We start from the raw sequence: 24,034 nt of genomic DNA on the forward strand, positions 1-24,034 counted from the left end.
GCTCAGAAATACCCCTCGCGCTTCTTCTTTTCCATGGAACCTGCCTCGTCGCGGTCGATGAGGCGGCCCTGGCGCTCGGAGGTGCGGGCGGTCAGCATCTCGCCGACGATGGCTTCGAGCGTGTCGGCATCCGATTCTATGGCGCCCGTCAGCGGATAGCAGCCCAGCGTGCGGAAGCGCACGAGACGGTTCTCGATTTTCTCGCCGGGGCGCAGTTGCATGCGGTCATCGTCCTTCATGATGAGCATGCCGTCACGTTCGACGACCGGCCGCTCCTTGGCGAAATAGAGCGGCACGATCGGGATGTTCTCCTGCAAAATATACTGCCAGATGTCGAGCTCGGTCCAGTTGGACAGGGGAAAGACGCGGATCGATTCACCCGGCGCGATCCGGGTGTTGAAGATCTTCCACATTTCCGGCCGCTGGTTCTTGGGATCCCAGGCATGCTGGGCATTGCGGAAGGAAAATATGCGCTCCTTGGCGCGCGACTTCTCCTCGTCGCGACGGGCGCCGCCGAAGGCCGCGTCGAAGCCGTATTTGTCGAGCGCCTGGCGCAGCGCCACCGTTTTCATCACATGGGTGTGGGTGTTCGAGCCGTGATCGAAGGGGTTGATGCCGTCGCGCACGCCGTCTTCGTTGACATGAACAAGCAGGTCGAAGCCGAGCTTCTGCGCCATCTGATCGCGAAAGGCGATCATCTCACGGAACTTCCAGGTCGTGTCGACATGCAGGAAGGGAAATGGCGGCTTGGCGGGATAGAAGGCCTTCATCGCCAGATGCATCAGCACCGAGGAATCCTTGCCGACCGAATAGAGCATCACCGGCTTGGCGAAAGAGGCTGCAACCTCACGGAAGATGTGGATGGATTCGGCCTCAAGCCGCTGCAGATGGGTGAGCGCGATGTTCATAAGCTATTGAGCGTTCTTTCGTGCCGGCCAGGCCTTGCAGCAGGCGATTGGCGCGGTTTGCTAAAACAGCCCGTCAAGCCCTGGACACTTGTCGCGGGCGTTCTAGCAGATCGCCATCGCCCATAACAATGCAAGACCCGCGCCGGGCACAGCGCTTTGGGAATGAATTTTCCAAGTGAGCTTGATAAGTCGGAAAATTCTCCCAGACAAGCCGAGCAATTGAAAGGGGCCGAACAAACCTATTTGCTTCGATCGGCTAGGTTGACTTCCAAGAGCTTTCGTCCACGCCGCCGATTTTTGGCTGGACATCCTTCGGTCGCCCTATCGGAGATCGGAGCCAGCCGCTATACCGGCGCGGGAGCGGGCGAGGCGCGGCAGAACGGGATCGGTCAAAGCCAATTGTTCGGTACCCCGGCGGGTCTGCGCACAACCTGGAAGATTGCGAAGCAAGGCATTGAACCCGTTTACATCGCTTCGGCGGCATCTCACGCCGACACAGATCAACATCTATTTCTCGATCGTCTGCTTCTTCTCGCCGCCGGTGCTGGGATCGGTGGTCAGCTTCGTTTTCAACGGCGGCGCGCTCTGGTCCGTATTTCTGCTCGCCATCAAACGGCGGCGGTTCAACATCGACCGGTCGATGCTGGCCATGACGGTGGCGATCTGTGCCTATTGCGCGGCCATCGTCCTTGCTTCGATCGTCAACGGCACGCTGGCGGCGGATCTGCGGTTGTTCCTGCCGCTGATCGCTTTCCTCTTCTTTCCGATCTCCTATTCGACCTGGAGCATCACGGAAAAGACCGTGCTTGTACGCATCGTCGTGCTGGCGAGCGCCGCGGCATGTTTCGGCGCGCTGCTGCTCGCCGTCGTTCAGTATTACTGGATCGGCACCAGGGCCGAAGGCGGTGCCGGGAATGCCATCGTATTCGCGACGGTGACCTGCCTGGCCGCGGCGATGAGCCTCGCAGGCGCGCTGTCGGGGATCGAGAAGCGCTGGAAGCTGCTGACTCTCGCTGCGCTGTCGGGCAGCTTGGCGGTGCTTTATTCGGGCTCCCGCATCATCTGGCTGGCGCTGCTGCTGGCGGGCATCGCCGTGCTCTCGATCAACCGGCGCCGGCTCAGCGGGTTGAAACTCGCGCGCATTGCGCTGATTGCCGGCGGCGCCTGCCTGCTGCTCGCCGCGATCGCGTTTCCCGTCATTGCCAATCGGGCTGACTTCCTTTTCAGCGACTTGGATGCGCTCACCACCAAGAACGACCATACGACGGCGCTTGGACTGCGGGTGGCGATGTGGGAGATCGGCACGAAGGCGTTTCACGAGGCTCCGATTTTCGGACATGGCATCACAGGCAGCCGGGCGCTGATGAAACAGGGTTTTCACGATCAATTTGGCATGGACGCGGGCTACAACCATTACCATAGCGGTTTTCTGACCGCGGCGGTGCAGGCCGGTTTGTTAGGGGCGTTCGCCTTGGCGGCGATCTTCGTCGTCGCGGCCTGGAACGCGGCAAGGGCGCTGCGCCGCAGCGCCGGCCCAGCGGAACGGTTCGGCGCAACGATGATCATCGTCACGGTCGTCACCTATCTCATAGGCGGGCTGACGGGTATCCTGGTCGGTCAGGACCTTCTCGATTCGACGCTGATGGTGTTCCTGGTTTCGGGAACCTATCTGGCTTGCGGACGAACGGTGCCGCCGACCGGCAAGAGCGCAGCCATTCCTTCGGCCGCCGGCCGGCGAACATGAAGGTCCTGGTCACCGGGGCGACGGGACTGATCGGACGCCAGGTGACCGGCCGGCTGCGTCAGGCCGGCTTCGACATGCGCATTGCGTCCCGCCGGCCGGAACGACTGCAGGCTGCGGGCGAGGTCTTTGCGCTGCCCGGCGCCGATGCGCCGGACGACGCCTTCCTGGCATTGATGCGCGAGGTGAGCCATGTCGTCCACTGCGCGGCGCTGAACAACGATCGGACTTTCAGCGACGCCGACCACCAGGCCGCCAATGCGACGCTGACCGCGCGGCTGGCCAAGGCCGCGGCTGCAGGTTGCGGCGGGCGCTTCATCTATCTTTCCTCGATCCGGGCCGTGGCGGGTCCCGGCTTCAGCGGCACGATCAACGAGGCGATGGCCCCTGCCCCGCAATGCGCCTATGGCCGCTCCAAGCGGGAAGGCGAGATCAGGATGATCGAGGCTTACGCCGGACGCCCGGATGCCACGGCACTGCGCCTGCCGCCCGTCTATGGGGAGAGCATGAGGGGCAACATGGCAGCGCTGATGCGGCTTGCCGACACCGCCCTGCCGCTGCCGACCGGCGTGCTGGCGGGTGTGCGCTCTCTGATCGCGTCCGACACCGCGGCGGGCGCGGTGCTGCACCTTGTCAGCCGTCCGGGACCGCTCCACCCGGCCTATGTCGCGGGCAACGCCGCCCCTCTTGCGACGTCCGAAATCATTGCCGCGTTCCGGCGTGGTTTCGGCCGTCCGCCGCGGCTTTTTCCCATGCCTGGGATGCCGCTGCGGCTGGCGGCAAGGCTGCTCGGCAGGCAGGCATCATGGCAAGCCTTGACCGCGACCCAGATCTGCGATCCGTCACTGCTGGCCGGGGAAGGTTGGATGCCGGAAACCGATACGCTCGGCCGGCTTGAGGAACTGGCGCGAAAGAAAGCCACTCAGGCCCGGTAGAATGTCCCCAGCAATATTCTGAGGTCGAGGCCGATCGAAGCGGCCTTCAGATAGGCAGCGTCGGTCTCGGCGCAGAGTTTCGGATCGGACATGTCGATGCCCTTGATCTGCGCCAGCCCGGTGATGCCCGGAAGCGCCGAAAGCACGCCCAGCCGCCGCCGGTGGCCGATCAGCTCCGTTTGCGTCGGCAGGCACGGACGGGGACCGACAAGGCTCATCTCGCCCTTGAGCACATTCCAGAGCTGCGGCAGCTCATCGATCTTGGTCGCGCGCAGCACCCTGCCCACCGCGGTGACCGACCCGGCAGGCGCCTCGTGCGTGGGCAAGGACGGGGTGTTGCGATGCATGGTGCGCAGCTTGTGGCAGGCAAAGACAGCGCCGCCGCGCCCGACGCGCGGCTGCGAAAAGATGGCCGGTCCGGATGACGTCGCCCTGACCGCCAGCATGGCGATCAGCACAACGGGAGACGTAACCGCCAGCATGACGGCCGCGATAGTCAGGTCGAAAGCCCGCTTAGCCGTCACGGCTCAGATCCTCCGCCAAAGAAAGGCAAGGTAGAGGCCGAGCGTGCCCATCAGGGTCTGCCGGTAGACGCCGCTTTTGCCGAGCAGGCGGAAGCGCCTGAGAGCATTGCCCTTGCGCGCCCTGATGAAGAGGCGAAGGCAACGTGCTGCATCGCGTGTAACGAGGTCGCGGTTGACGGCAAGGCCTCTGAGATTGCTGTCCGTCCAGGTGGCGAACTGGCCCTGGAACAGCCGCCCGAGCCTCGAAAGCCTTGCCCTCCAGGAGACGTTGGCGCCGACCAGGTTCGCCCCGTGCTGCCGGTATCTGACCAGCGGCCGCGGCTCGTAGCGGACCTTGCCGCCGGCAGCGGTGACGACGAGATAGGCCCACCAGTCATGGCTGACGAATTCGGTTCTTGCCGATGCCTTCGCCAGGAGGTCGCGCGCCGCGCGGTTGAAGAGCATGGTGTTGCCGCCGGCGATGCTCTGCACCAGGGCGTTGCGGAAGGATGGCGGGCGGTGGAACAGCGGCGAATGGCCGGCCGGGACGCCGGTCTCGGAAATGGTCGCCGTGCGCGAGCAGAACAGCAGCGGCATTGCCATATCCTGTGTCTCCATCCAGCGAATGGCGCTCTCCAGCCGGTCGGGCTCCCAGACATCGTCCTGGTCGCAAAAGGCGTAGTAATCGGCATCGACGCGCGGCTCGATGATCATCGAGCGGAAGTTGGCGGCGAAGCCGTTTCGCGGGCCCTGCACCACGGTAAGGGAGCCCTTGCTCCAGCGGGACCGCCACGCCTCGAGGATCGCGAGCGTGGCGTCCGTCGAGCCGTCGTCGGAAACCCAGAGATCGACATGGGGCCATGATTGCGCGAGCAGGGATTGCAACTGCTCGCCGATAAAGGCGGCGCCATCCCTCGTGCCCATGAGAACGGCCACGCGCTGATCGTTTCCGGTCACTGCTTCAGAACCCGCAGCGTTCGAACAGGCTTCAATAGCCGATTGCGGGCGGGCGGCACAGGCCTAGCCGATCTGTCCGGCCGCTTTCGGCACCGCCCGCTGGGGCGCGCCGCCAATGCCTTGCCCTGCCCGGTTGAGCCCGGCCAGGATCGCGAGCGCCGCGGCCTTGTCCTGGTCCCGTATGGCGGCCACCAGCGCCGGCAGCGCGGCCTCGATCCTCGGCCACTCGACGACGTCGGTCCTGAGGCCGAAGATCTTGGCGATGTCGAGCTTGACGACCTCCTCGCCTTCGCCATGCAGCGCCTCGTGCAGCTTCTCGCCGGGCCTGATGCCGGTGAAGCGGATCGGAATGTCGGTATAGGGGCTTTTGCCGGCCATGCGGATCATGGTTTCGGCGACTTCGAGGATCGGCACGGGCTTGCCCATGTCGAGCATGTAGATGGCGTAGTCGTCCCTGCCGTGGCGCCGCTCGGCATCGGCGGCCGACATGATGACGAGATCGACGGCCTCGGCCACCGTCATGAAATAGCGCGTCATGCGCCGGTCGGTGATGGTGACGGGCCCGCCGGCCTCGATCTGCGCCTGGAAGATGGTCGCCACCGAGCCGTTGGAGCCGAAGACGTTGCCGAAGCGCACGGCGATGAATTTGGTGCCGGGACGACGCACAGTTGGGGTGCCGGCATGGTGGCCGTTCAGCCCGCCGGCATGGAAAGGCGACGGCTCGGCGTGCGTTTCATGCAGCGAGGAGACGATCTGCTCGGCCGCGCGCTTGGTGGCGCCAAGCACCGAGGTCGGGTCGACGGCCTTGTCGCTGGAAATCAGCAGGAACTGCGGCACCCCGCATTCGGCCGCGACCTCGGCGCAGGCGAGCGTGCCGAAGACATTCGTTTCGATCGCCGCTTCCCAGTTCTCTTCCAGCAGCGGCACATGCTTCAGCGCCGCGGCGTGAAAGATGATCGCGGGTTTGAACTCGCTGACGAGGCGCATCATGTGCGGCCGGTCGGTGACATCGACGATGCGGCTGGCCAGCCGGTCGCGGTCTTTCTCGTCGATGATCTGATCGAGCTGGAAGATGCCGAACTCGGAATTGTCGGCCACCAGCACCGCCTCGGCGCCGAGCTCCAGCGCGCGCTTGACCAGCACACGGCCGATGGAGCCGGCCCCGCCGGTGACCAGCACGCGCTTGCCGCCGACGAAGACGCCGATGCGCGCGATGTCGGTGGCGACCGCCGAACGGCGCATGATGGTTTCCATCTCGACCGCATCGAGAACCAGCTTGCCGCCCCGCCCCAGCTCCGAAAGACCGGAGAACTGGACGACGGCGATGCCGCTGTGGCGGGCGACGCGCACCAGCTCGGCATAGTCCTCGATCTCGCGCTCGACCCCCTTGCCGAAGATCAGGAGGTCGAGGTTTTCCGTGCCCTTGACATACTCTTCCAGCACCTCGACCAGACGCGGCCGCAGCGCCACGACCGGAACGCCCTGGATCTGCGTACCGAGCGGCGCGCCGGCCTCCGTGGCCATGATGCCGGCGATGGCATATTCGGCCGGCACCGCCGTGCGGGTGAAGCGGACGATCACGTCGGCCTCGCTCAGCCGGCCGATGAACAGCGCCTGCTTGATCGACGCATCGCCGGCGGCGCGGCGCAGGATGCGCCAGGACGCACCGTCGCGCAGGAAACGATAGTAGAGCCTGGGTGCCGAAATGATGGTGAAGGAGACCAGGAAGAAGACGATGAACTGGCGCTCGTTGAGGCCGGCGACCGGCTGGAAAAAGGAGCGGAAGGCAATCGAGGCCAGATAGAGAACCACCGTCAGGCTGCCGCAGCCCTTCAGGATGTTGAAGAAGTCGGGCGTCGAGGCAAAGCGCCAGACGGTGCTGTAGAGGCCGCAGGTGCGAAACAGGAGATGGGCAAGGAGCACGATCAGCGCCCAGCAGGCGAGCCCGCCGGAGGAGAACGCATCGAAGGAAAGCCGCGACTGCGAGAGCGTGAGGCTGAGCGCCACCGCGATCAGGACCATGACGAGGTCCTGGACCATGATGATGGCGCGCCGCATCTTCGGTCGGAGGCCCGATACGGCTTCTACATAGGCGGTCATTGGGTAGTACTGAACTCCAGGCGCGGGAATACTATCAGAACGGCGCAGGACAGAACACCGTCCAACGCCACTCCAGATTGCAAATCCCCAACCCCGTCACCGGGTATGGCATTAGCGCGGAGTTGGGGGGAGAGCTAGGGGTTTTTTCCTGTTCTACTCGCCCACGAAGAATCGATTCACATGTTGCCTGTCGCGTTGCGGCAAAATAGATGTGTCGCTGGGTGGCATGCAGTCGGATTCTGGGCGGGACGCTCCACTGCTAAAGGCAGACGAGATTGGAGAGTCAGCAATGCAGGATGTCGACTTCAGAGAGCGTGTTTCAGGCAAGTCATATGTCAGCCTACTGGAAGATATCCACCGAGAGACGAAACCAAAGTCTTACTTCGAGATCGGCGTTCAATTTGGCGATACGATTAAGTTGGCGGAATGTGCGACGATTGGTGTCGATCCGCGTTTCAAATGCGAGACAAACATCATAGGGAGAAAGCCGAGCTGTCAACTATTTCAACAAACGAGCGACGCCTTCTTTCAGGAGCACAATCCGTCAACGATACTTGGCAAACACATCGACCTTGCTTTTCTGGATGGCATGCACCTGTTTGAATTCCTGCTTCGGGACTTTATAAGCACGGAAAAGTACTGCGCCCCTGAATCTATTATCGCCCTACACGACTGCTTGCCGCCGGGGTTCTATATGACTTCGAGGGACATCGCCGATGCGAACCACCCTCACTCCGCATTCCCAGGCTGGTGGGCTGGTGACGTATGGAAGATCGTGCCGACCTTGAAGCAATACCGGCCAGAGCTTTCGATTACGATTACGGATAGTGCGCCAACCGGGCTCGTCGTGATTACGCGCCTCGATCCTGCAAATGAGACACTTTCGGTCAATTACGAGAAAATCATCGCTGCCTTTGAGCCTATCGATCGGAATGAGTTCACTCGCTACTGGGCCTCGGTACCAATTGTTTCAGCAGGCTCTTTGGATCTCCAGGCATTCCAGCCCTTCCAACGAGAAAAACAATGATTCCTAGGATTGTCTGGATCCTGTGGCTCCAAGGACTCGAAACGGCGCCCGCGATCGTCAGAGCCAGCGTGAATTCTTGGGAAAGGGTCAACCCGGATTGGACGATACAAATCCTGAGCAGAAAGAGCCTGGGAGACTTTTTGCCCGAGGTGGACGACCCAAAGTCGATCCTCTCCATGTCACATCCGGACGCAACCTACAGTGATATTATTCGCATCGAATTGCTGTCGAGATACGGGGGGGTTTGGGTCGACGCTACTTGCTTCTGTCTGCAGCCTCTCAGCCGGTGGCTCGATGGCGTGACGTCAGAGAATTTTTTTGCCTTCGAGCGACCTACCCCGACACGAATGCTATCTTCATGGTTCCTGGCGGCCAGCCAGTCGTCTTACATCATCCATGAATGGCGCAAAAGGATCAACCGCCACTGGCAGAAGCGAACAGATGACCCGGATTATTACTGGTTTCACAATCTGTTTGGCAAAACCTACCAAGATGATGAAAAATTCCGTACCGTGTGGGACCGCGTTCCGAAAATATCGGCGGGCCCGCCACATATGTTCACACCTTATGAGACTAGGCTGCTTGGCCCAGTTTCAGAAGATGATCGACAGGTCGTGTTGTCTGCCAAAATTCCGGTCCTAAAGCTTACACACAAGGTCGACCACGGTGCGGCACGCGCTGGAAGTGTCTATGACTTTCTTTGCGACTACGCTAAGCTAATTTCTCGCCGCAGCACTGAGCACGCGAGCGGCCGATACACTGCAGTCTCCGGTAAGGTCTCCAAAACTCTGTCAGTTCTTTTGTGTTGGTATGGGTCGTTGGAGGGCAACGGAACTGTTGGAGATCTTTTCGCGGTTCAGAGCGTCGCTGATCGCTTAAAAGCGGCGGGGATAGGTTTCAGGCACCTAACAGCCAGTTCTGCCTTCGATATTTCAGGCCACAGAACGACTTGGGAAGAAGCCATCGAAAATGACTACACCACACTCGTTTTCGTGTGTGGTCCTGTCATCAAAAGTCATCCGATTGTAGACACGGTAATTCGCCGGTTTCCTTCGCTGCGAAAGATTGGGGTCAGTGTCAGCCAGTTCGCACCAGAACACGCCAACTACGTCCAGCCTTTCGACACTGTTCTGGCGCGCGAAGGAAGCCGTCAGCGTTTTGAAGACGTTGCCATTCTCGCTCCTCAGCCAGTCATCCAAAAGCACGTGCGAGAATTGGATAAACGCCTTGTCGTAGGCCTGGTGCTGCGCGGAGAACAGGGCGAATATGGACCTCAGACTTCGCTGCACGTCCGCACCAGTGCGCTCGTGGTCCACGTGCTCGAATCTCTCGCCGCCAAGCATCAAGTCGAGACGGTGGAGGTAGAACACCACTTGGCCCGCGCCGGTCGCCGGCCGTCTGAAATCGAAGCGTTGTATTCATCGTGCGATCTTGTGCTCACGTCCCGTTTCCATGGCGCAATTTTAGCCATGCGCAATGAAATTCCTTTCATCGCCATCGATCAAATTCGCGGAGGTGGAAAGTTGACAAATTTACTTTCCACGTCTGGATGGCCGTTTGTTTATCGGATTGAGCAGGCAAATATACAGGAAGTGAGCCGCGCTGCGTTGGAGCTTGCACATGGTCACAGTGGCGATCTCTTGCGTAACGTTACCGAGCGGGCGAAGACACGCGCTACTGAAACGCTGAATGCTTTGGAGGAATTGCTGGAGACAAAAGCACCTGCGATGTTGCGTCCAAGTTCACGCAACCTATTGCAGCGAGTTCGGGCTCGTTGGCGACGCGGATGAGTGCCCCCTCAACGATTTTGTGAAGCATACGAAAATCACCATCTACTGAACCTCGTACACCAGCGCTTACCAAATAAGATCCTGGTAACATTAAGCAGCTGAAAGTGAAGCTTATTTTCAGAGAAGAACCGACGGATACAAGCGGGATTCTTTCTCTTTTTACCTTGTGCGTATCCGTTCCTGCAATAACCAGACCCGTTACACTTTTGAATAAGAACTCGAATCCCACATCCATCGCCTCAGATGTGAAGTCAACCATATACTCAAATACATACCGCTTTCCCGCCTGCAAAACATTTATTTTCTCACCGCCAAGAGTCAGGACACTCATATCTCGGATGCGGGCTCCTCTCTCTTCAAGATAAATCGTAGACTTTGAACTTAGGTTGAGATCATAGTAGTCGGCGTCCTGCGCAATGACGCCGTTTGTTTCCGACTCCACCTTGGACGATACAACAACGGAATCAACTGTGGCTGACTCTGAGCTGGATAGCATTGAACAGGCCTCATTAGAAGAACCACCCTCTGCCGATTTTACGTGAGAGATAGAAGCATTTTTTTCGCCACTATCAACATCTGACCTTTGCGATTCCAGAAATGTTGTGTTAAGTTCTACGATCCCATTGCGAATTTCTTTCCCCATTTCGAGGCTTGCATTGACCAGTCGTTGATATTGGCTAGTGACGGTCTTTGGGCGGCCAATCATAATTACTTCGCCCGCATCGAGCAGTACAGCGCGATCGCAAAGTTGGACAATCGTCTGCGCCGCATGACTGACGAACAAAATCGTGCCGCCACGCTCTTTGATCTGTTCGATCCGCGCGAAGCATTTGCGGGAGAAGGCCTCATCGCCCACCGCTAAAGCCTCATCGACCACCAAAATATCGGGGTCGACATTGATGGCCACGGCGAAAGCTAGCCGTACATACATGCCGGACGAATAGGTCTTCACAGGCTGCTCGATGAAATCGCCTATGTCAGCGAAAGCAGCGATAGATCCGAAGCGCTTGTCCATCTCAGCACTGCTGAGCCCGAGGATAGACGCGTTGAGATAGGCGTTCTCACGACCGGTGAAATCTGGGTTGAATCCGGCACCCAACTCAAGCAAGGCCGCCACGCGACCGTTGACTGTGACCGAGCCGCTCGTAGGTTGCAGTGTGCCGCATATGATCTGCAGAAGCGTCGATTTACCCGAACCGTTGCGGCCGACAATGCCGACAGTCTCACCGCGCCGAACCTCAAGAGACACCTCGGTCAAAGCGGCAAAATCCCGGTAGTAACGCTTGGGCGCGCGCCCTACCAACCGCTGCAGTCGCGGCACCACCATCTGCCTAAGTCGATCCTCCGGCCGATCGAACATGAGGTGATGTTTGGAAACTGCCTTTACCGAGATGGCGATTTCAGAGGACATCAGCGAAGCCCTTCCGCGTGGCTTGGAAGAACAAGAATCCAAGCCCCGCAATGATCGCTGCCGCTATTGTATATACAGCCAGCGCCGACCAGTTCGGGATCTGGTCAAAAATTAGGACCTGGCGAGCCTGTTCTACCGGAATTGAAATTGGGTTCAGGGTCAGCCACGGTCGCACAGCACTCGGCAAGGCTTCTGCCGGCACAAAAATTGGTGACAGGAACATAAGCGCGCTTACGATAGGATTCAGAACTTGGCTGATATCCCGAAAATAAACCCCTGCTGCTGCGAAGAACCACGACAGGCCGATCAGAAGGAGCATAAAAGGAGCCACGACAATTGGGAGAAGTGGCGCCGTCAACGGGATTGAGCCTCGCGAAAGCAAAAGGAAAATGAGCATTACCAAAAAGCTCACCAGCATGTGAAACAGCGCAGCGGCTAGGGCAACCACGGGTAGGATTTCAAGCGGGAAAACAACCTTCTTAACGAAGCTGACATTTGCCAAAATAAGTGTCGGGGCCCTTGTCAGCATTTCGGAGAAGGTTTGAAAGAAGATGAGGCCCACGAACAATATGAGGGCGAACTCAGCTGTCGGCTGCGCATCGCCGCCGCCCGCCCAACGCATTCGCAGGACCGTGCCGAACATGAACGTATATACCGCCAGCATCAGCAACGGGGTCAGTAGCGACCACAAAATGCCGAGCATCGATCCCCGGTAACGACCAGCAACCTCCCGGCGCGTTAGGTTGACGATTACTTCCAAGTGGTTGAAGGTCACAGATTGATCACCTTGAGAAGAGCGCGGACGCGCTGCCTTAGCGCGCCTGTGTCGACTTGGGATGTTACTTCCCGCTGGGTCAAGTGAGGCTGGCCCGGGAACGGGCTTTCCACCATCTGCGATCGGCAGAGTAGAACTTCGTAGTCGAGCGAAAACACCGCGCTGGTGCGTGACAGCCACATTTCCGTGATGCCGTAGTCGTTCCAATAGCCGACCCAATCGTCGGGCATGACATCGATCAACTTGGTGCCGGGCTGGCACCAGACCACATTGGCGAAAGCCGAGCCATGCGCCCCAACGATTATTTTGGCACTTCGAAACAACCCCATCTGTTCGACGTAAGGAAGCTTGGATGGATCTATGGCAGTGAAGCCCAAGTTCTCCAGCGTTGAGATCACTTCGGCTTCGTTGTCGATGACGCGGTTTGAGTAGGTGTTGGCGCGGTCCCGCGCCAAGTAGATCAGTGCCGGGGCCTTGGACGCGCAGGGCAAAGCCGGTAGTGTGGCATATTGCGCTAAAGCGTCAGGGTTAGGATAATAGGTCGTGTTTGTCGTGAGGCCATTGCAGACAATCGCAGAGCGGAATCGGTAGGGGGTATGGGGAAGGATCAGAAAATGGTGCGGCAAGTACCCCCAGGTGGCCAAGATGCCACTCACCCATAACGGCGCATCATTCGGCAGCACTACCTTCAGACGCCCCTCTTTGATCTCCTTTTCCCAAAAAAGAATCTGAGGAACCACATCAAAGATGACGTGGCCAAATGCAAAGCTTGAATGAAGCGGCAAGATGACGTCTTCATCTATGAACTTGAACTTATTTGATAACAGAATGTACTTTTCGTCCGCTTCGTCCAGATAATCTAAAAGATTCAAATCTCGATAAACGTACCGGTACACGCGAATCGACTCTTCAACCAACGCTCCGCCTTGAGTAATTACCCCGATGGCTCGCGCGTGCGCCACGCAATTTAAAAATCGTCCAAATTGAAGCGGCACTGCATCAAAATGCTTCTCTGCGAAGAGATCGCTCAGCCGCTTCCGCTTCGTAGCATCCTTCCCGGCGGTCACCTCAACCCGTTTGCCAGTGACCGCCCTGCCGGGATAGGCGGTCAGGATAGCGTCGTTCCTCGCAGCCAGTAGCTCGGTTCGACTCTGGACTTCTCGCGCCGATCGGCCAAGAGAGACCGTCTCCAGAGCCATCGGGAGAGTATGTTGTCTCCCAGTAGCAGATGCCGCAAGGACGCGTTGTGAAGCTGACAACTGGCGCCACATTGACCGAGTTGGTCGCGCAAAGGCGCGAGCGGCTCGAAAGCCAAATCTGGCGATCTTGTAAGCTACCGGAGCGTGACTCAACAGGCTCTGTGTTTTCAACTTGATCGCGGCAAAACGCTGGGTCGGCACGTCTTCCACCCATATCGCGCTACTCGACACCGCGACGGAATTGTTCTCGTCCACGGAAGAGCGGAAAGGATGGGGATCAAAAACATCATCAAGGATAGATCTGCTCTCCTTGACTCGAAGGGTAGCATCCAGAAAAGCGCGGCCAAATTTTCTGTCGGGCTCAAGATGGCATCCTTCGGCCCATTCGTTCCACGCGTTTATGAAAACCAGGCGTTCGGTTGGGGCCCGCTCGGCTATAGTGCGAGACGTTGCGGCCCTCAACCAGCGCTCGTAGTTATCGGGGGTTGCGCCAAGCATCGCTACGGCACGACTGCCGAGACGGGCAGTGTTGTCCCACGACGGGACCACCGTGCGATAGACCTTCTTGTTCCGGTAATCACGTCGAAGGAAATCGCCAGCCACATCGGCATAATTCACGAACATTCCACCCAAGGGTTGGAACGGCGTAACCTCGCGGCTGATATTTTCCACCATCATATTGTGCGGCGGAAACTCGACCCCTGCATCGAAACCAAGACCTTCATAGTCTAGATTTCCATGCGTGAGCGCGGCGACGAGGTGGATTTCCCCAATACCGATTTTGCGGCAGTGCTCCCGCCACTTTGCGACGGCCTGCGCCGGTTGCGGAAGTTGCTGAGGCCGATAGACGAGCACAATTGGACGACCCTCGACGCGAAGGTACCGGTCATCGCGCAAGAACGGTGCTATACTCTCGATGAAACCGGCTTCATACCCCGGCTGATAGTCCTGTGAGATCAGCAACTGCTGCTCCGCACCATCCCAGCGCCGCGTCCAGTTTTCGTTTGCCCAAGACAAACAAAAGGGCATACGTGCCGTTTTGTCAGCGAGATAGGCATCGACAGGTTTATCCAACAGCCGCTTGCCGTCGTTGAACCAATAATAATGAAAGCAAAACGCATCAACACCGTACTGCTGAGCTAGCGCTATCTGCTCATGCTGCGTTTCGCGAACTCGAAGATCATAGAAACCGAGTTCTGTTGGCAAATGCGGTTGATAATGTCCTTCAAACAAAGGTGCTGCCTTCGTGACATTTGTCCACTCGGTAAAGCCCTTCCCCCACCAAGCGTCGTTTTCAGGAAAGGGGTAAAATTGAGGTAGATAGAACGCAATGTAGACTGATTTCTGAGACAATTCCTCTATCTTCCTTCTATTGTCCTCGACCTCCTCCTTAGTTTTTCTCGCATCCTCTTTGCTGCCGGCTATAAGGTTTTCGTTTTTTACAGTTATATTCTCTCGCCTTTTTAGAATAGCTTCTCGCTCAAGCGACGCCGGTATCTCCAAGTCGGCCAGTTGCCTTTCAGTTTGCTCCAACCGCGCTTTGACAGCATCCCCGCTCTCGACCAATTCGAGAATTTGTTTATCTTTCTGGGCGAGTAACTTGGATTGAGCATTTTTTTGCTCGGCCAACGCATCAGCTTCGGCCTGGACGCTAACGTTTTGATCTATCAACGTTTTGATTCTGTCGCTAAACGTGGCCCGTCTAGCATGCAACTCAAGAACGCAAGCTGCGCCGAATTGCCGTGAGCCGGCATCGAAACTGGTCTTAATTTGGCCCAATCCTATGAGGGTCCTCTCGTCGTTGGCATCTTTCTCAAGAGATCTAACCGCCAGATAGGTGTCTTTGGCCCAGTCTGCGATTTCGTCGTTTCCGAGTAGAAGTTCGGTCGTTGCCGTATGATGTTGATGCCTTGCGGACAAAAATCGGTCGATCTCTACCCTCGCCTCGGTGAGCGGCTTGGGCCAGTCTATTGACAACGTTTCGTCAACTCTTGCGATCGCGGGGTACCAATCAGTGACGAGGGATTCATAAGAAAGAAAGGCACGCGTCGCACCACGCGTCGCCCATTCAGAATCCAGTACATAGCGGAGCCAGAGCAGCGAAGCGTATGCAGGAGTCAATCCGTCGCGCTTCTTCAGTGACGCTATCACTGAGAGCGGATTGCGTACGGTTAGAACGTAGCGCATTTGAAAATTCATCGAGCCAAGGATTTCCTCGTAGAGAGGAACAAATCTTGAAATGCGCGGTTCTTTTAAAACGATTAGAGACTCATCACCGTACTCTGCCTCCACAATTCGAGCGACCTCGTTCTTGAAAAACTGTTTCCTGGCATTTGAGAGGCCACCGAGATCGAAAGACCGCCAGTCATCCCAGCTGCTGCCAGCTTCGGTGAGCATTTTTTCATTGAGCATATTGAGGCTGGTCGGCTCCCAATAGCCATTGGCATTGTTCTCGTCCGGAGCAATGACCTGTTTGGGAAGCGCCGCCCCCAGCAGGCTGATCGCCCTCGTCAGCGCGCTCGTGCCCGAACGATGCATGCCGAGCACCATGATGCAGGTGCGCTCTGCCGGCTTGGCCTTCGCTGACTTGGTATTCGCCGGTTTGCCGCCCGCGCGCTTCTTCGGCGCGACTTGATCGGCCGGCTGCGGCTTCGCGCCGTGCAATTGTTTCGGGGGCGGATTTTCGTTCATGCACTCAATGCCTGTTTCGTCTCGCCGCCCCCCAGCCGGCGAACCACGCTCTCCACCGCGACCCGCCACTCCGGCGCTGTCCACCCAAACACGTCCGCAAACTTCACGCTCGACAGCCGCGAATTGGCCGGCCGCCTTGCCTTGGTCGGATAATCCACTGTCGCGATGTCGCGCACGCGCGCGTACGGGCCACCAAACGCCCGGCTTGTGTCGAGGATGTGACGGGCAAAGCCGCTCCAGTTGGTCTCGCCGCTGCCTGTCAGATGGTAGATACCAAAGGCGGCGAAATTCTTGTCGTCTCGCAGCCTCGCCGCCGCATGCAGGATGGCGTCGGCGATGTCGAGCGCCGAAGTCGGATTGCCCCATTGGTCGGCGACGACCGAAATCTCGTCGCGGTCGCTAGCCAGCCTGAGCATGGTCTTGACGAAATTCCTGCCGAACGGGCTGTAGACCCAGGCGGTGCGCAGGATGAGGTGGCACGGGTTGGCGGCGGCGACAGCTTGCTCGCCGGCGAGCTTGGAGGCGCCGTAGACGCCGAGCGGGGCGGTCGCGTCGGTCTCGACATAAGCGCCGTCCTTGGCGCCGTCGAAGACATAGTCGGTCGACAAATGGATGACGGGAATGCCGAGCCCTGCTGCCGCCTCGGCCACCTTGCCGGCGCCGGTGGCGTTGACCGCGAAGGCCAATTCCTTCTCGTCCTCGGCCTGGTCGACATTCGTATAGGCCGCGGCCGAAACCACGATGTCGGGCCTTGCCTCTGCCAGCGCCGCAAACACCGTCTCGGGGCGCGCCAGGTCGAGCGCCGGCCGGCCGACGGGAACGACCTCGACATCCTTGCTGCCCCGCTCTATCAGGCTGGCGGCAACCTGGCCCTCGCGTCCGGTGACGGCAAGCCTCACGCGGCGCCCTCCCTGCTCTCGGCCTGCCCGTTTCCGACCTTCCTGACCGGGCTGTTTTCGATCGCCGCGTCTTCCATCGGGCCGTTCTCGATCGGGCCGTTTTCCATTGGACCCTGGCCCAGCCGCTCGCCATTGTAGCGCTGCTCGCGGATCGGGGCCCACCACCATTTGTTGTCGAGATACCAATCGACCGTCCTCGCCAGGCCGCTGTCGAAATTCTCCCGCGGCGCCCAGCCGAGATCGCGCGCGATCTTGGAGGCGTCGATCGCGTAGCGGCGGTCATGACCGGGGCGGTCGGTGACGAAGGTGATCAGGTCGCGGTAGCTTCTGCCGCCGGCGCGCGGGCGCCTCCGGTCGAGCAGATCGCAGATCGTCTCGACGACGCCGAGATTGGTGCGCTCGGAATTGCCGCCGACATTGTAGCTCTCGCCCGGCCGCCCTTTCGTCGCCACGAGTTCCAGCGCGCGGGCGTGGTCCTCGACGAACAGCCAGTCGCGCACATTGGCGCCGGCGCCGTAAACCGGCAGCGGCTTCTCGTCGAGCGCGTTGAGGATGACCAGCGGGATGAGCTTTTCGGGGAAATGGTAAGGGCCGTAATTGTTCGAGCAGTTGGAAAGCACCACCGGCAGGCCGTAGGTCTCGTGCCAGGCGCGCACCAGATGGTCGGAAGCGGCTTTGGACGCCGAATAGGGCGAGGACGGCGCATAGGCCGTCTCCTCGACGAACATGCCGCCGTCGAAGGGAAGGTCGCCGAACACCTCGTCGGTCGAGACATGGTGGAAGCGGAAGCCGGCCTTACGCTCCCCCGACAGCCCGCGCCAGTAGTCGAGCGCGGCGTTTAGGATGCGGTAGGTGCCAACGATGTTGGTCTCGATGAAGGCCCCGGGGCCGTCGATCGAGCGGTCGACATGGCTCTCGGCGGCGAGGTTCATGACGATGTCGATGTCGTCGCGGCGCAGAATCTCAAGCACCGCTCGCTCGTCGCAGATATCGGCCTGCTCGAAACGGTAATTATGCGCATTCTCGATCGGCCTGAGCGAAGCGAGGTTGCCGGCATAGGTCAGTTTGTCGAGATTGGTGACGCGGTGGGCCGGGTTGGCGCACAGATGCCGGCAGACGGCCGAGCCGATGAAGCCGGCGCCACCGGTGACCAGGAAATTCATGCCGCCCTCTCTCACGCAAACACCTCCGCCGTGGCGAGCAGAGACGCCTTGCGATCCTTGTCCGAAAGCTGGAATCCGCCTGGGATCGCCGGCCATTCGATGCCGATTTCGGGATCGTCGAAGCGGATCGACCTGTCATGCCCGGGCGAATAGGTGTCGGTCACCTTGTACAGGACTTCCGTGTGCGGAACGAGCGTGACGAAGCCGTGCGCAAACCCTTTCGGCACCAGGATCTGGTTGCCCTTCTCAGCCGATATTTCCAGCGCCACCCACTTGCCGAACGTCGCCGAGGAACGGCGGATGTCGACCGCGACATCGAAGACGCTGCCGCTTATCACGCGCAGCAGCTTATCCTGGGCGCGCGGCAGCAACTGGTAGTGCAGTCCGCGCAGCACGCCGGCGGCCGCGGAATAGGAGTGGTTGTCCTGCACGAAGGCGAGATCGATGCCGGCCTCGGCGAAACGCCCGGCATTCCAGGTCTCGCTGAAAAAACCGCGCGCGTCGCCGTGCCGCTTGGGCACGATCTCCAGCACGCCGTCGAGGCCGAGCGGCCTGACCTCAAGCAAACCGTTCCTCCGTCAGGTCGGCGGCCCGCTTGCGCAGATAGGCAGCGTACTCATTCTTGCCCAGGCGCGCGGCGCGCTCCAGAACCTTTTCAGCGTCGAGCCAACCCTGCTCCAGCGCTATCTCCTCCGGGCACGCGATCTTGATGCCTTGGCGATGCTCGATCGTGCGCACGAAAGACGATGCTTCGAGCAGGCTGTCATGCGTGCCGGTGTCCAGCCAGGCGTAACCCCTTCCGAGGCGGCGGACATGCAATTCACCACGCTCGAGATAGACATTGTTGACCGCCGTGATCTCGAGCTCGCCGCGCGCCGAAGGGCGGATCGTGGAAGCAATGTCGACGACATCATTGTCGTAGAAATAGAGACCGGTCACGGCCCAGTTGGACTTCGGCTTTTGCGGCTTCTCCTCGATCGTCAAAGCCTTGCCGGTGACCTTGTCGAAGGAGACCACGCCATAACGCTCCGGATCGTCGACATAGTAGGCGAAGACCGAGGCGCCGCCATCACGCGTCGCTGCCTCGCGGCAGAGTTGCGACAGGCCGCCGCCAAAATAGATGTTGTCGCCGAGGATCATCGACACACTGTCCCTGCCGATGAAGTCGCGGCCGATGATGAAAGCCTCGGCAAGACCATTCGGCTGAGGCTGCTCGGCATAGGAAAGCTCTACACCGAATTCGGAACCGTCGCCCAGCAAAGCCTGAAAGACCGGCAAGTCACGGGGAGTTGAAATGACCAGAATCTGGCGAATTCCCGCAAGCATCAGCACGCTCAGCGGGTAGTAGATCATGGGTTTGTCGTAGATCGGCAGTATTTGCTTAGAAACCGCTAATGTTAGGGGATAGAGGCGTGTTCCGCTGCCGCCGGCAAGGATAATTCCTTTCAACAAGCTCTCCTTGAACTACCGCGGCCCCCGCCTCGACGCCAAGTTGCCCGTGCTTATGTTTCGGGCACAGGCTTGTCAATTGTCGGCTTCATTTCTTCCCCGACGCTATTTCACTGCTTTCTACATCCGGCATGCGGCGATTGCGAGCGAATCCGGCGCAAAAGGGGCCGGCCGGCGCCAAGCGCCCACCGGCCCTTGTCATTTGGTCGCAATCAGGAGCGCTTGAGCAGCGCCCAGACCGCCGGCACGAGGCTCGCGGCCAGCGCCACCTTGATCAGGTCGCCGGCGATGAACGGCGCGACGCCGAACTGCCAGGACTTTTCCGGTCCGATGAGCGCCGCCAGCCAGGCAAAGCCCATCGCCATCATGACGATCTCGGCGGCAAGCATGGCGCCGAACAGCTTGAAGGGGTGGCGGTCCCAGCCGCGGTCGGCGGCCCAGCCGGCGATCGCCGCCATCACCACGAAGCCGGCAAGGTAGCCGCCGGTGGAGCCCAGCATATAAGCGATGCCGAGGCCCTTTTCCGGCGTGCCCTGGAACACCGGCAAACCAAAAGCGCCCTCGGCGAGGTAGAGAAGGAGCGTCGCGACGGCAAGACGCATGCCGAAGGCCGAGGCGATCAGCAGCACCGCAAGCGTCTGCAGCGAGATGTCGACCGGGCCCAACACCACTTTCGTCTTCGCAGACAGGGTGAGCAGGAGGGTTCCTGCAAGCGCCAGAAAGAGCTGGCTGGCAAGCCGGGCCGCGCCCTGGTCGGGCAGAGCGAGAGAAACGAGCGGGCGCATCGTGGTTGCAGTTGCCATGGTCTTCCCCATCGTGGCTGATTTGCTGGCTTTGAGGCGCGTCGCGGAGAAACGAGTTCAGGCGGCGCGCTTTAAGATTTCGTCCTGATGCGTGTCGTTCTCCCAAGACTGCTGCGCAGTTTTGGGCGACATGCATTGGTTTTCCTATATTGGCTTCCGCAGGATGCGGCAATCGTTTTGCCGCGAGCAGCAGGACCCGGCATGATGCTTGAATTCGACGCACGCTTCGCTCCTGCCTATGGCCAGGCGGTCACGGTCGCGCCGGACGTCCAGCGCGTCACGGCCAGGAATCCGAGCCCGTTCACCTTCCACGGCACCAACAGCTACCTCGTCGGCCGCGACACGCTGGCAGTGATCGATCCAGGTCCGGACGACGATGAGCATCTCGGAACGCTGCTCACGGCAATAGGCGGCAGGCCGGTCAGCCATATCTTCGTCAGCCATACCCACCGCGATCATTCGCCGCTCGCGGCGCGGCTGAAAGAACGCACGGGCGCTCCCGTGCTCGCCGAGGGCCCGCATCGGCCGGCGCGGCGGCTGCGCATCGGCGAGATCAATCCGCTGGATGCCAGTGCCGATTTGGGCTTCGTGCCCGACTTTGCGCTGGCGGACGGCAGCCTTACCCATGGCGACGGCTGGGCGATCCGCACCGTGCTGACGCCAGGGCATACCGCCAACCACGCGGCCTTTGCGCTGGAGGGGACAGGCATCCTGTTTTCGGCCGACCATGTCATGGCCTGGGCCACATCCATCGTGGCGCCGCCCGACGGGGCGATGGCCGACTATATGAAATCGCTCGACCGGCTGATCGAGCGCGACGACCGCCTGCTGTTGCCCGGCCATGGCGGACCGGTGACCGCGCCGCGCAGCTTCATGCGCGGGCTGAAGTCGCATCGCAAGATGCGCGAGCAGGCGATCCTGGAACGCATCCTGAGCGGCGACCGAACCATCAAGGAGATGGTCGCGGCGATCTATCGCGGCACCGACCCGCGGCTGCATGGCGCAGCCGGCCTTTCGGTTCTCGCGCATCTCGAGGACCTGGTGGCCCGCGGTCTCGTCGCCAGCGAAGGCGACCCGGCGATCGACGGGATTTTCAGGCCTGCCGGTTGACTCACTCGGCCGGCGCCGCGCCGACCTGGCCGGCGACCTCCTGATCGAGCTCGGCGAGGAAATCGGTGATACGGGCGGCATTGTCGCCCAAGTCATGACGCCCGTAGCGCGAGGCCGAACGCATGTCCACGACGACCGAATCGCCGTCGTCGGCGACGCGGATGGCCACATCTGCCGGCAGGCCGAGCACGAAGCCTCTCGCGACCGCGGTGATCGTTGCCTCGCTCTGGCCGTTGATGTCTGGATAGGGCGCGGTCAGTTGCCAGTCCCGCCGGTCGAGCACGGTCTCGACAGCATCGACCACGGTTTCGAAGGGCAGGTTGTAGCTGCGCCCGCTAACCAGCGGATATGCTTCCGCCTGCAGGCTCTGCTCGCCGGGCGTCGGCGGTGACAGCGCGTTCATGTCGCTTGTCCGGTCGCTGGTGTCGAGCGCCGGCGGGTCGTCGACGTCGGTCGAAATGTCGCGCAGCGGCGGATAGATGGTAGCCCAGTAGGCGGCGACACCGAAAGGCGCAAGCACCAGCACTGCCAGCAGGGCGCCGACGCTGAGATCGCGGCCGCCGCGGTCGCCGAAATTCCACAGCCTCGACAGCGCAAGCCCGGCGAGCAGCAGCGCGAGCGCCCCAAGCAGCGCGACGAGCGCCAGCACCCATAGGAAAGGCGGGGTGTCGACAAGGTCGAGGCGGTAGCCGGCAACGACGGTCAGCAAAAGGACGAGCGAGAATGCCCCGATCCGCCGCGACCAGCCGGCCGCCCTCGACGTCTGCCGTTCAGGAATTGTAGCCATCGTCTGCCGCATTACCCCAGTCCGCATCGAGACTTAGAGCTTTTTGCGCCAGCCTTGAAGCCGAAAGATTTAACAATCCTCAATCCGTCGGCAGCCGATACTCCTTGAATTGCTGGCGCAAGGTGGTCTTCTGGATCTTGCCCGTCGCCGTGTGGGGAATCTCACCGACGAAGGCGACGTCGTCGGGCATCCACCACTTGGCCACCTTGCCGCTCATGAAGGTCAGGATATCGCTCTTGCTCGGCTCCTTGCCCGGCTTGCACACGACCACCAGCAGAGGGCGCTCGCCCCATTTGGAGTGAGGCACGCCGATGGCCGCCGCCTCCGCCACATCGGAATGCCCGACGGCCAGGTTCTCCAGATCAATGGTGGAGATCCACTCGCCGCCCGATTTGATGACATCCTTGGCGCGGTCGGTGATTTGCATATAGCCGCTGGCGTCGATATGGGCGACGTCGCCGGTGTCGAACCAGCCGTCGGCGTCGAACTGCTCGGCGCCGACGCCGCCGTAATAGGCGCGCGCGACCGCCGGGCCGCGAACTTTCAGTCGCCCGAAGGTCTTGCCGTCCCAGGGCAGCGCGTTGTTCTCGTCGTCTGTCACCTTCATTTCAACGCCGAAGGGTGGGTGGCCCTGCTTGCCCTGGATATCGAGCCTGGCATCGCCGGTCAGCCCTTCATATTCCGGCTTCATGGTGCACAACGTGCCGAGTGGCGACATTTCGGTCATGCCCCAGGCATGCACCACCTCAACCGCGTATTTGCCCTGGAACTTGGCGGTGATGGCGCGCGGGCAGGAGGAACCGCCGATGACGACCTTGTTGAGATAAGGCAGCTTTTTGCCGGTCTCCTCGAGATATTGCAGCAGCATCATCCATACCGTCGGCACAGCGGCGCTGAAAGTTACCTTTTCGGTGTCGAGCAATTCGTAGATCGAGGCGCCATCCATCTTGCAACCTGGCATCACCAGCTTGGCCCCGATCATCGGCGCGGCCTGACCGAGTCCCCAGGCATTGGCATGGAACATCGGCACCACGGGCAGGACGACGTCGCGCGTCGAAACGCCCATGGCATCGGGCATGGCGGCCATCATGGCGTGCAGCACGTTCGAGCGATGGCTGTAGACGACGCCCTTCGGATCGCCGGTCGTGCCCGACGTGTAGCACATGCCGGCAGCCGTGTTCTCGTCGAATGTCTTCCAGGCGAAGGCGCCGTCGGCCTCGGCAAGCCATTCCTCATAGGCGACAGCGTTCGGCAACGAGGTTTGCGGCATATGCGCCTGGTCGGTCAGCACGATCACCTGCCTGAGCGACCTGACCTGGCCGGCGATCTTTTCCAGCAGCGGCACGAAGGTCAGGTCGACGAAGATCGCCTTGTCCTCGGCGTCGTTCATGATCCAGGCGATCTGTTCGGGAAACAGGCGCGGATTGAGCGTGTGGTAGATCGCGCCGATCCCCATGATGCCATACCAGGCCTCGATGTGGCGGGCGGTGTTCCAGGCAAGCGTTGCGATGCGGTCGCCGAGCCCGAAGCCGTCACGCTCTAGCCGCTGCGCCGCTTTGAGCGCCCGATGACGGACGTCGGCAAAGGTGGTGCGCACGATCGGGCCTTCGATCGAACGCGACACGATCTCGCGCCCGCCGTGCTGGCGTTCGGCGTGATCGATCAGCTTATGGCAGAGCAGCGGCCATTCCTGCATCAGTCCGAGCATCTCGGCTCCTCCCCTTTTTTCGCGCTTCCGCGTCATTGTTTCACGCATTGTGGAATGATCCGGCGGATTGTCCAGCCA

General features: G+C 60.4%; 19 protein-coding genes. 5 read left to right on the forward strand and 14 right to left on the reverse strand.

The features are described 5' to 3' along the window. Positions 1-2: 2 nt before the first annotated feature. Positions 3-908 carry a sulfate adenylyltransferase subunit CysD gene (gene cysD, locus P9228_RS20410; protein WP_066997810.1) on the reverse strand — a complete coding sequence of 302 codons (906 nt, stop codon included), beginning with the start codon at positions 906-908 and terminating at the stop codon, positions 3-5. A gap of 454 nt (positions 909-1,362) precedes the next feature. Here cysD and P9228_RS20415 point away from each other — a divergent pair, with 454 nt between their 5' ends. After that, a complete protein-coding gene (locus P9228_RS20415) occupies positions 1,363-2,652 on the forward strand; it encodes an O-antigen ligase (RefSeq protein WP_278055221.1) in 1,290 nt (429 codons plus the stop codon). After that, positions 2,649-3,584 (forward strand): NAD-dependent epimerase/dehydratase family protein, encoded by a 936-nt coding sequence (locus tag P9228_RS20420; RefSeq protein ID WP_278055222.1) that lies wholly within the window; start codon positions 2,649-2,651, stop codon positions 3,582-3,584. The genes P9228_RS20415 and P9228_RS20420 overlap by 4 nt, the downstream gene beginning before the upstream one ends. Here the strand turns inward: P9228_RS20420 and P9228_RS20425 are convergent. From P9228_RS20425 to P9228_RS20435, 3 genes are all read right to left on the reverse strand, one after another. Further along, on the reverse strand, positions 3,572-4,066 hold the full coding sequence (locus P9228_RS20425; protein ID WP_127243227.1) for a sugar transferase: 495 nt from the start codon (positions 4,064-4,066) through the stop codon (positions 3,572-3,574). The genes P9228_RS20420 and P9228_RS20425 overlap by 13 nt on opposite strands. 45 nt (positions 4,067-4,111) lie before the next feature. Beyond that, entirely contained in the window at positions 4,112-5,023 is a 912-nt protein-coding gene (locus P9228_RS20430; protein ID WP_278055223.1) for a glycosyltransferase family 2 protein, read from the reverse strand. Positions 5,024-5,107: 84 nt separating this feature from the next. Continuing rightward, positions 5,108-7,144, reverse strand: coding sequence for a nucleoside-diphosphate sugar epimerase/dehydratase (locus P9228_RS20435; RefSeq protein WP_278055225.1), 2,037 nt, complete (start codon positions 7,142-7,144; stop codon positions 5,108-5,110). A gap of 289 nt (positions 7,145-7,433) precedes the next feature. On the opposite strand from P9228_RS20435, the gene P9228_RS20440 reads away from it, so the two are divergent. After that, positions 7,434-8,171, forward strand: coding sequence for a class I SAM-dependent methyltransferase (locus P9228_RS20440; protein ID WP_278055226.1), 738 nt, complete (start codon positions 7,434-7,436; stop codon positions 8,169-8,171). After that, the gene (locus tag P9228_RS20445; protein WP_278055227.1) at positions 8,168-9,961 is read left to right on the forward strand and encodes a capsular polysaccharide synthesis protein; all 1,794 of its coding nucleotides are present in this window, start codon (positions 8,168-8,170) and stop codon (positions 9,959-9,961) included. Before P9228_RS20440 ends, P9228_RS20445 begins: the two co-directional genes overlap by 4 nt. On the opposite strand, the gene P9228_RS20450 is transcribed toward P9228_RS20445, so the two are convergent. From P9228_RS20450 to P9228_RS20485, 8 genes are all read right to left on the reverse strand, one after another. Beyond that, a complete protein-coding gene (locus P9228_RS20450; RefSeq protein WP_278055228.1) occupies positions 9,846-11,372 on the reverse strand; it encodes an ABC transporter ATP-binding protein in 1,527 nt (508 codons plus the stop codon). The genes P9228_RS20445 and P9228_RS20450 overlap by 116 nt on opposite strands. After that, positions 11,362-12,147 (reverse strand): ABC transporter permease, encoded by a 786-nt coding sequence (locus P9228_RS20455; protein WP_278055229.1) that lies wholly within the window; start codon positions 12,145-12,147, stop codon positions 11,362-11,364. The genes P9228_RS20450 and P9228_RS20455 overlap by 11 nt, the downstream gene beginning before the upstream one ends. Continuing rightward, the gene (locus tag P9228_RS20460) at positions 12,144-16,037 is read right to left on the reverse strand and encodes a glycoside hydrolase family 99-like domain-containing protein (protein ID WP_278055230.1); all 3,894 of its coding nucleotides are present in this window, start codon (positions 16,035-16,037) and stop codon (positions 12,144-12,146) included. Before P9228_RS20460 ends, P9228_RS20455 begins: the two co-directional genes overlap by 4 nt. Further along, positions 16,034-16,936 (reverse strand): dTDP-4-dehydrorhamnose reductase, encoded by a 903-nt coding sequence (rfbD, locus tag P9228_RS20465; protein ID WP_278055231.1) that lies wholly within the window; start codon positions 16,934-16,936, stop codon positions 16,034-16,036. The genes P9228_RS20460 and rfbD overlap by 4 nt, the downstream gene beginning before the upstream one ends. Then, entirely contained in the window at positions 16,933-18,099 is a 1,167-nt protein-coding gene (gene rfbB / locus P9228_RS20470; RefSeq protein WP_245433003.1) for a dTDP-glucose 4,6-dehydratase, read from the reverse strand. Before rfbB ends, rfbD begins: the two co-directional genes overlap by 4 nt. 11 nt (positions 18,100-18,110) lie before the next feature. Continuing rightward, entirely contained in the window at positions 18,111-18,665 is a 555-nt protein-coding gene (gene rfbC, locus P9228_RS20475; protein ID WP_095800261.1) for a dTDP-4-dehydrorhamnose 3,5-epimerase, read from the reverse strand. Beyond that, entirely contained in the window at positions 18,658-19,548 is an 891-nt protein-coding gene (rfbA, locus tag P9228_RS20480; RefSeq protein ID WP_095800341.1) for a glucose-1-phosphate thymidylyltransferase RfbA, read from the reverse strand. Before rfbA ends, rfbC begins: the two co-directional genes overlap by 8 nt. A 212-nt stretch (positions 19,549-19,760) precedes the next feature. Then, positions 19,761-20,351: a biotin transporter BioY gene (locus P9228_RS20485; protein WP_095778026.1), complete on the reverse strand. Its 591-nt coding sequence runs from the start codon at positions 20,349-20,351 to the stop codon at positions 19,761-19,763. Between the two features lie 201 nt (positions 20,352-20,552). Here P9228_RS20485 and P9228_RS20490 point away from each other — a divergent pair, with 201 nt between their 5' ends. After that, positions 20,553-21,461 (forward strand): MBL fold metallo-hydrolase, encoded by a 909-nt coding sequence (locus P9228_RS20490; protein ID WP_278055232.1) that lies wholly within the window; start codon positions 20,553-20,555, stop codon positions 21,459-21,461. A 1-nt stretch (position 21,462) separates the two neighbouring features. On the opposite strand, the gene P9228_RS20495 is transcribed toward P9228_RS20490, so the two are convergent. Both P9228_RS20495 and P9228_RS20500 read right to left on the reverse strand, forming a co-directional pair. Further along, positions 21,463-22,248: a DUF1499 domain-containing protein gene (locus P9228_RS20495; protein ID WP_278055234.1), complete on the reverse strand. Its 786-nt coding sequence runs from the start codon at positions 22,246-22,248 to the stop codon at positions 21,463-21,465. 79 nt (positions 22,249-22,327) lie between these two features. After that, positions 22,328-23,956: a fatty-acid--CoA ligase gene (locus P9228_RS20500; protein ID WP_278055236.1), complete on the reverse strand. Its 1,629-nt coding sequence runs from the start codon at positions 23,954-23,956 to the stop codon at positions 22,328-22,330. Positions 23,957-24,034 lie beyond the last annotated feature (78 nt).

This window comes from Mesorhizobium sp. WSM4898 (genome assembly GCF_029625845.1).
In the GTDB taxonomy this organism is placed as follows: domain Bacteria; phylum Pseudomonadota; class Alphaproteobacteria; order Rhizobiales; family Rhizobiaceae; genus Mesorhizobium.

Excerpts from the sequence above, each read along its gene's own strand:
- P9228_RS20445 (WP_278055227.1), top strand. The coding sequence starts at position 8,168 with ATGATTCCTAGGATTGTCTGGATCCTGTGGCTCCAAGGACTCGAAACG.
- P9228_RS20495 (WP_278055234.1), bottom strand. The coding sequence starts at position 22,248 with ATGGCTACAATTCCTGAACGGCAGACGTCGAGGGCGGCCGGCTGGTCG.
- P9228_RS20420 (WP_278055222.1), top strand. The coding sequence starts at position 2,649 with ATGAAGGTCCTGGTCACCGGGGCGACGGGACTGATCGGACGCCAGGTG.
- cysD (WP_066997810.1), bottom strand. The coding sequence starts at position 908 with ATGAACATCGCGCTCACCCATCTGCAGCGGCTTGAGGCCGAATCCATC.
- P9228_RS20460 (WP_278055230.1), bottom strand. The coding sequence starts at position 16,037 with ATGAACGAAAATCCGCCCCCGAAACAATTGCACGGCGCGAAGCCGCAG.
- P9228_RS20485 (WP_095778026.1), bottom strand. The coding sequence starts at position 20,351 with ATGGCAACTGCAACCACGATGCGCCCGCTCGTTTCTCTCGCTCTGCCC.
- P9228_RS20450 (WP_278055228.1), bottom strand. The coding sequence starts at position 11,372 with ATGTCCTCTGAAATCGCCATCTCGGTAAAGGCAGTTTCCAAACATCAC.
- P9228_RS20425 (WP_127243227.1), bottom strand. The coding sequence starts at position 4,066 with ATGCTGGCGGTTACGTCTCCCGTTGTGCTGATCGCCATGCTGGCGGTC.
- rfbB (WP_245433003.1), bottom strand. The coding sequence starts at position 18,099 with ATGAATTTCCTGGTCACCGGTGGCGCCGGCTTCATCGGCTCGGCCGTC.
- P9228_RS20435 (WP_278055225.1), bottom strand. The coding sequence starts at position 7,144 with ATGACCGCCTATGTAGAAGCCGTATCGGGCCTCCGACCGAAGATGCGG.
- P9228_RS20490 (WP_278055232.1), top strand. The coding sequence starts at position 20,553 with ATGATGCTTGAATTCGACGCACGCTTCGCTCCTGCCTATGGCCAGGCG.
- P9228_RS20440 (WP_278055226.1), top strand. The coding sequence starts at position 7,434 with ATGCAGGATGTCGACTTCAGAGAGCGTGTTTCAGGCAAGTCATATGTC.
- P9228_RS20500 (WP_278055236.1), bottom strand. The coding sequence starts at position 23,956 with ATGCTCGGACTGATGCAGGAATGGCCGCTGCTCTGCCATAAGCTGATC.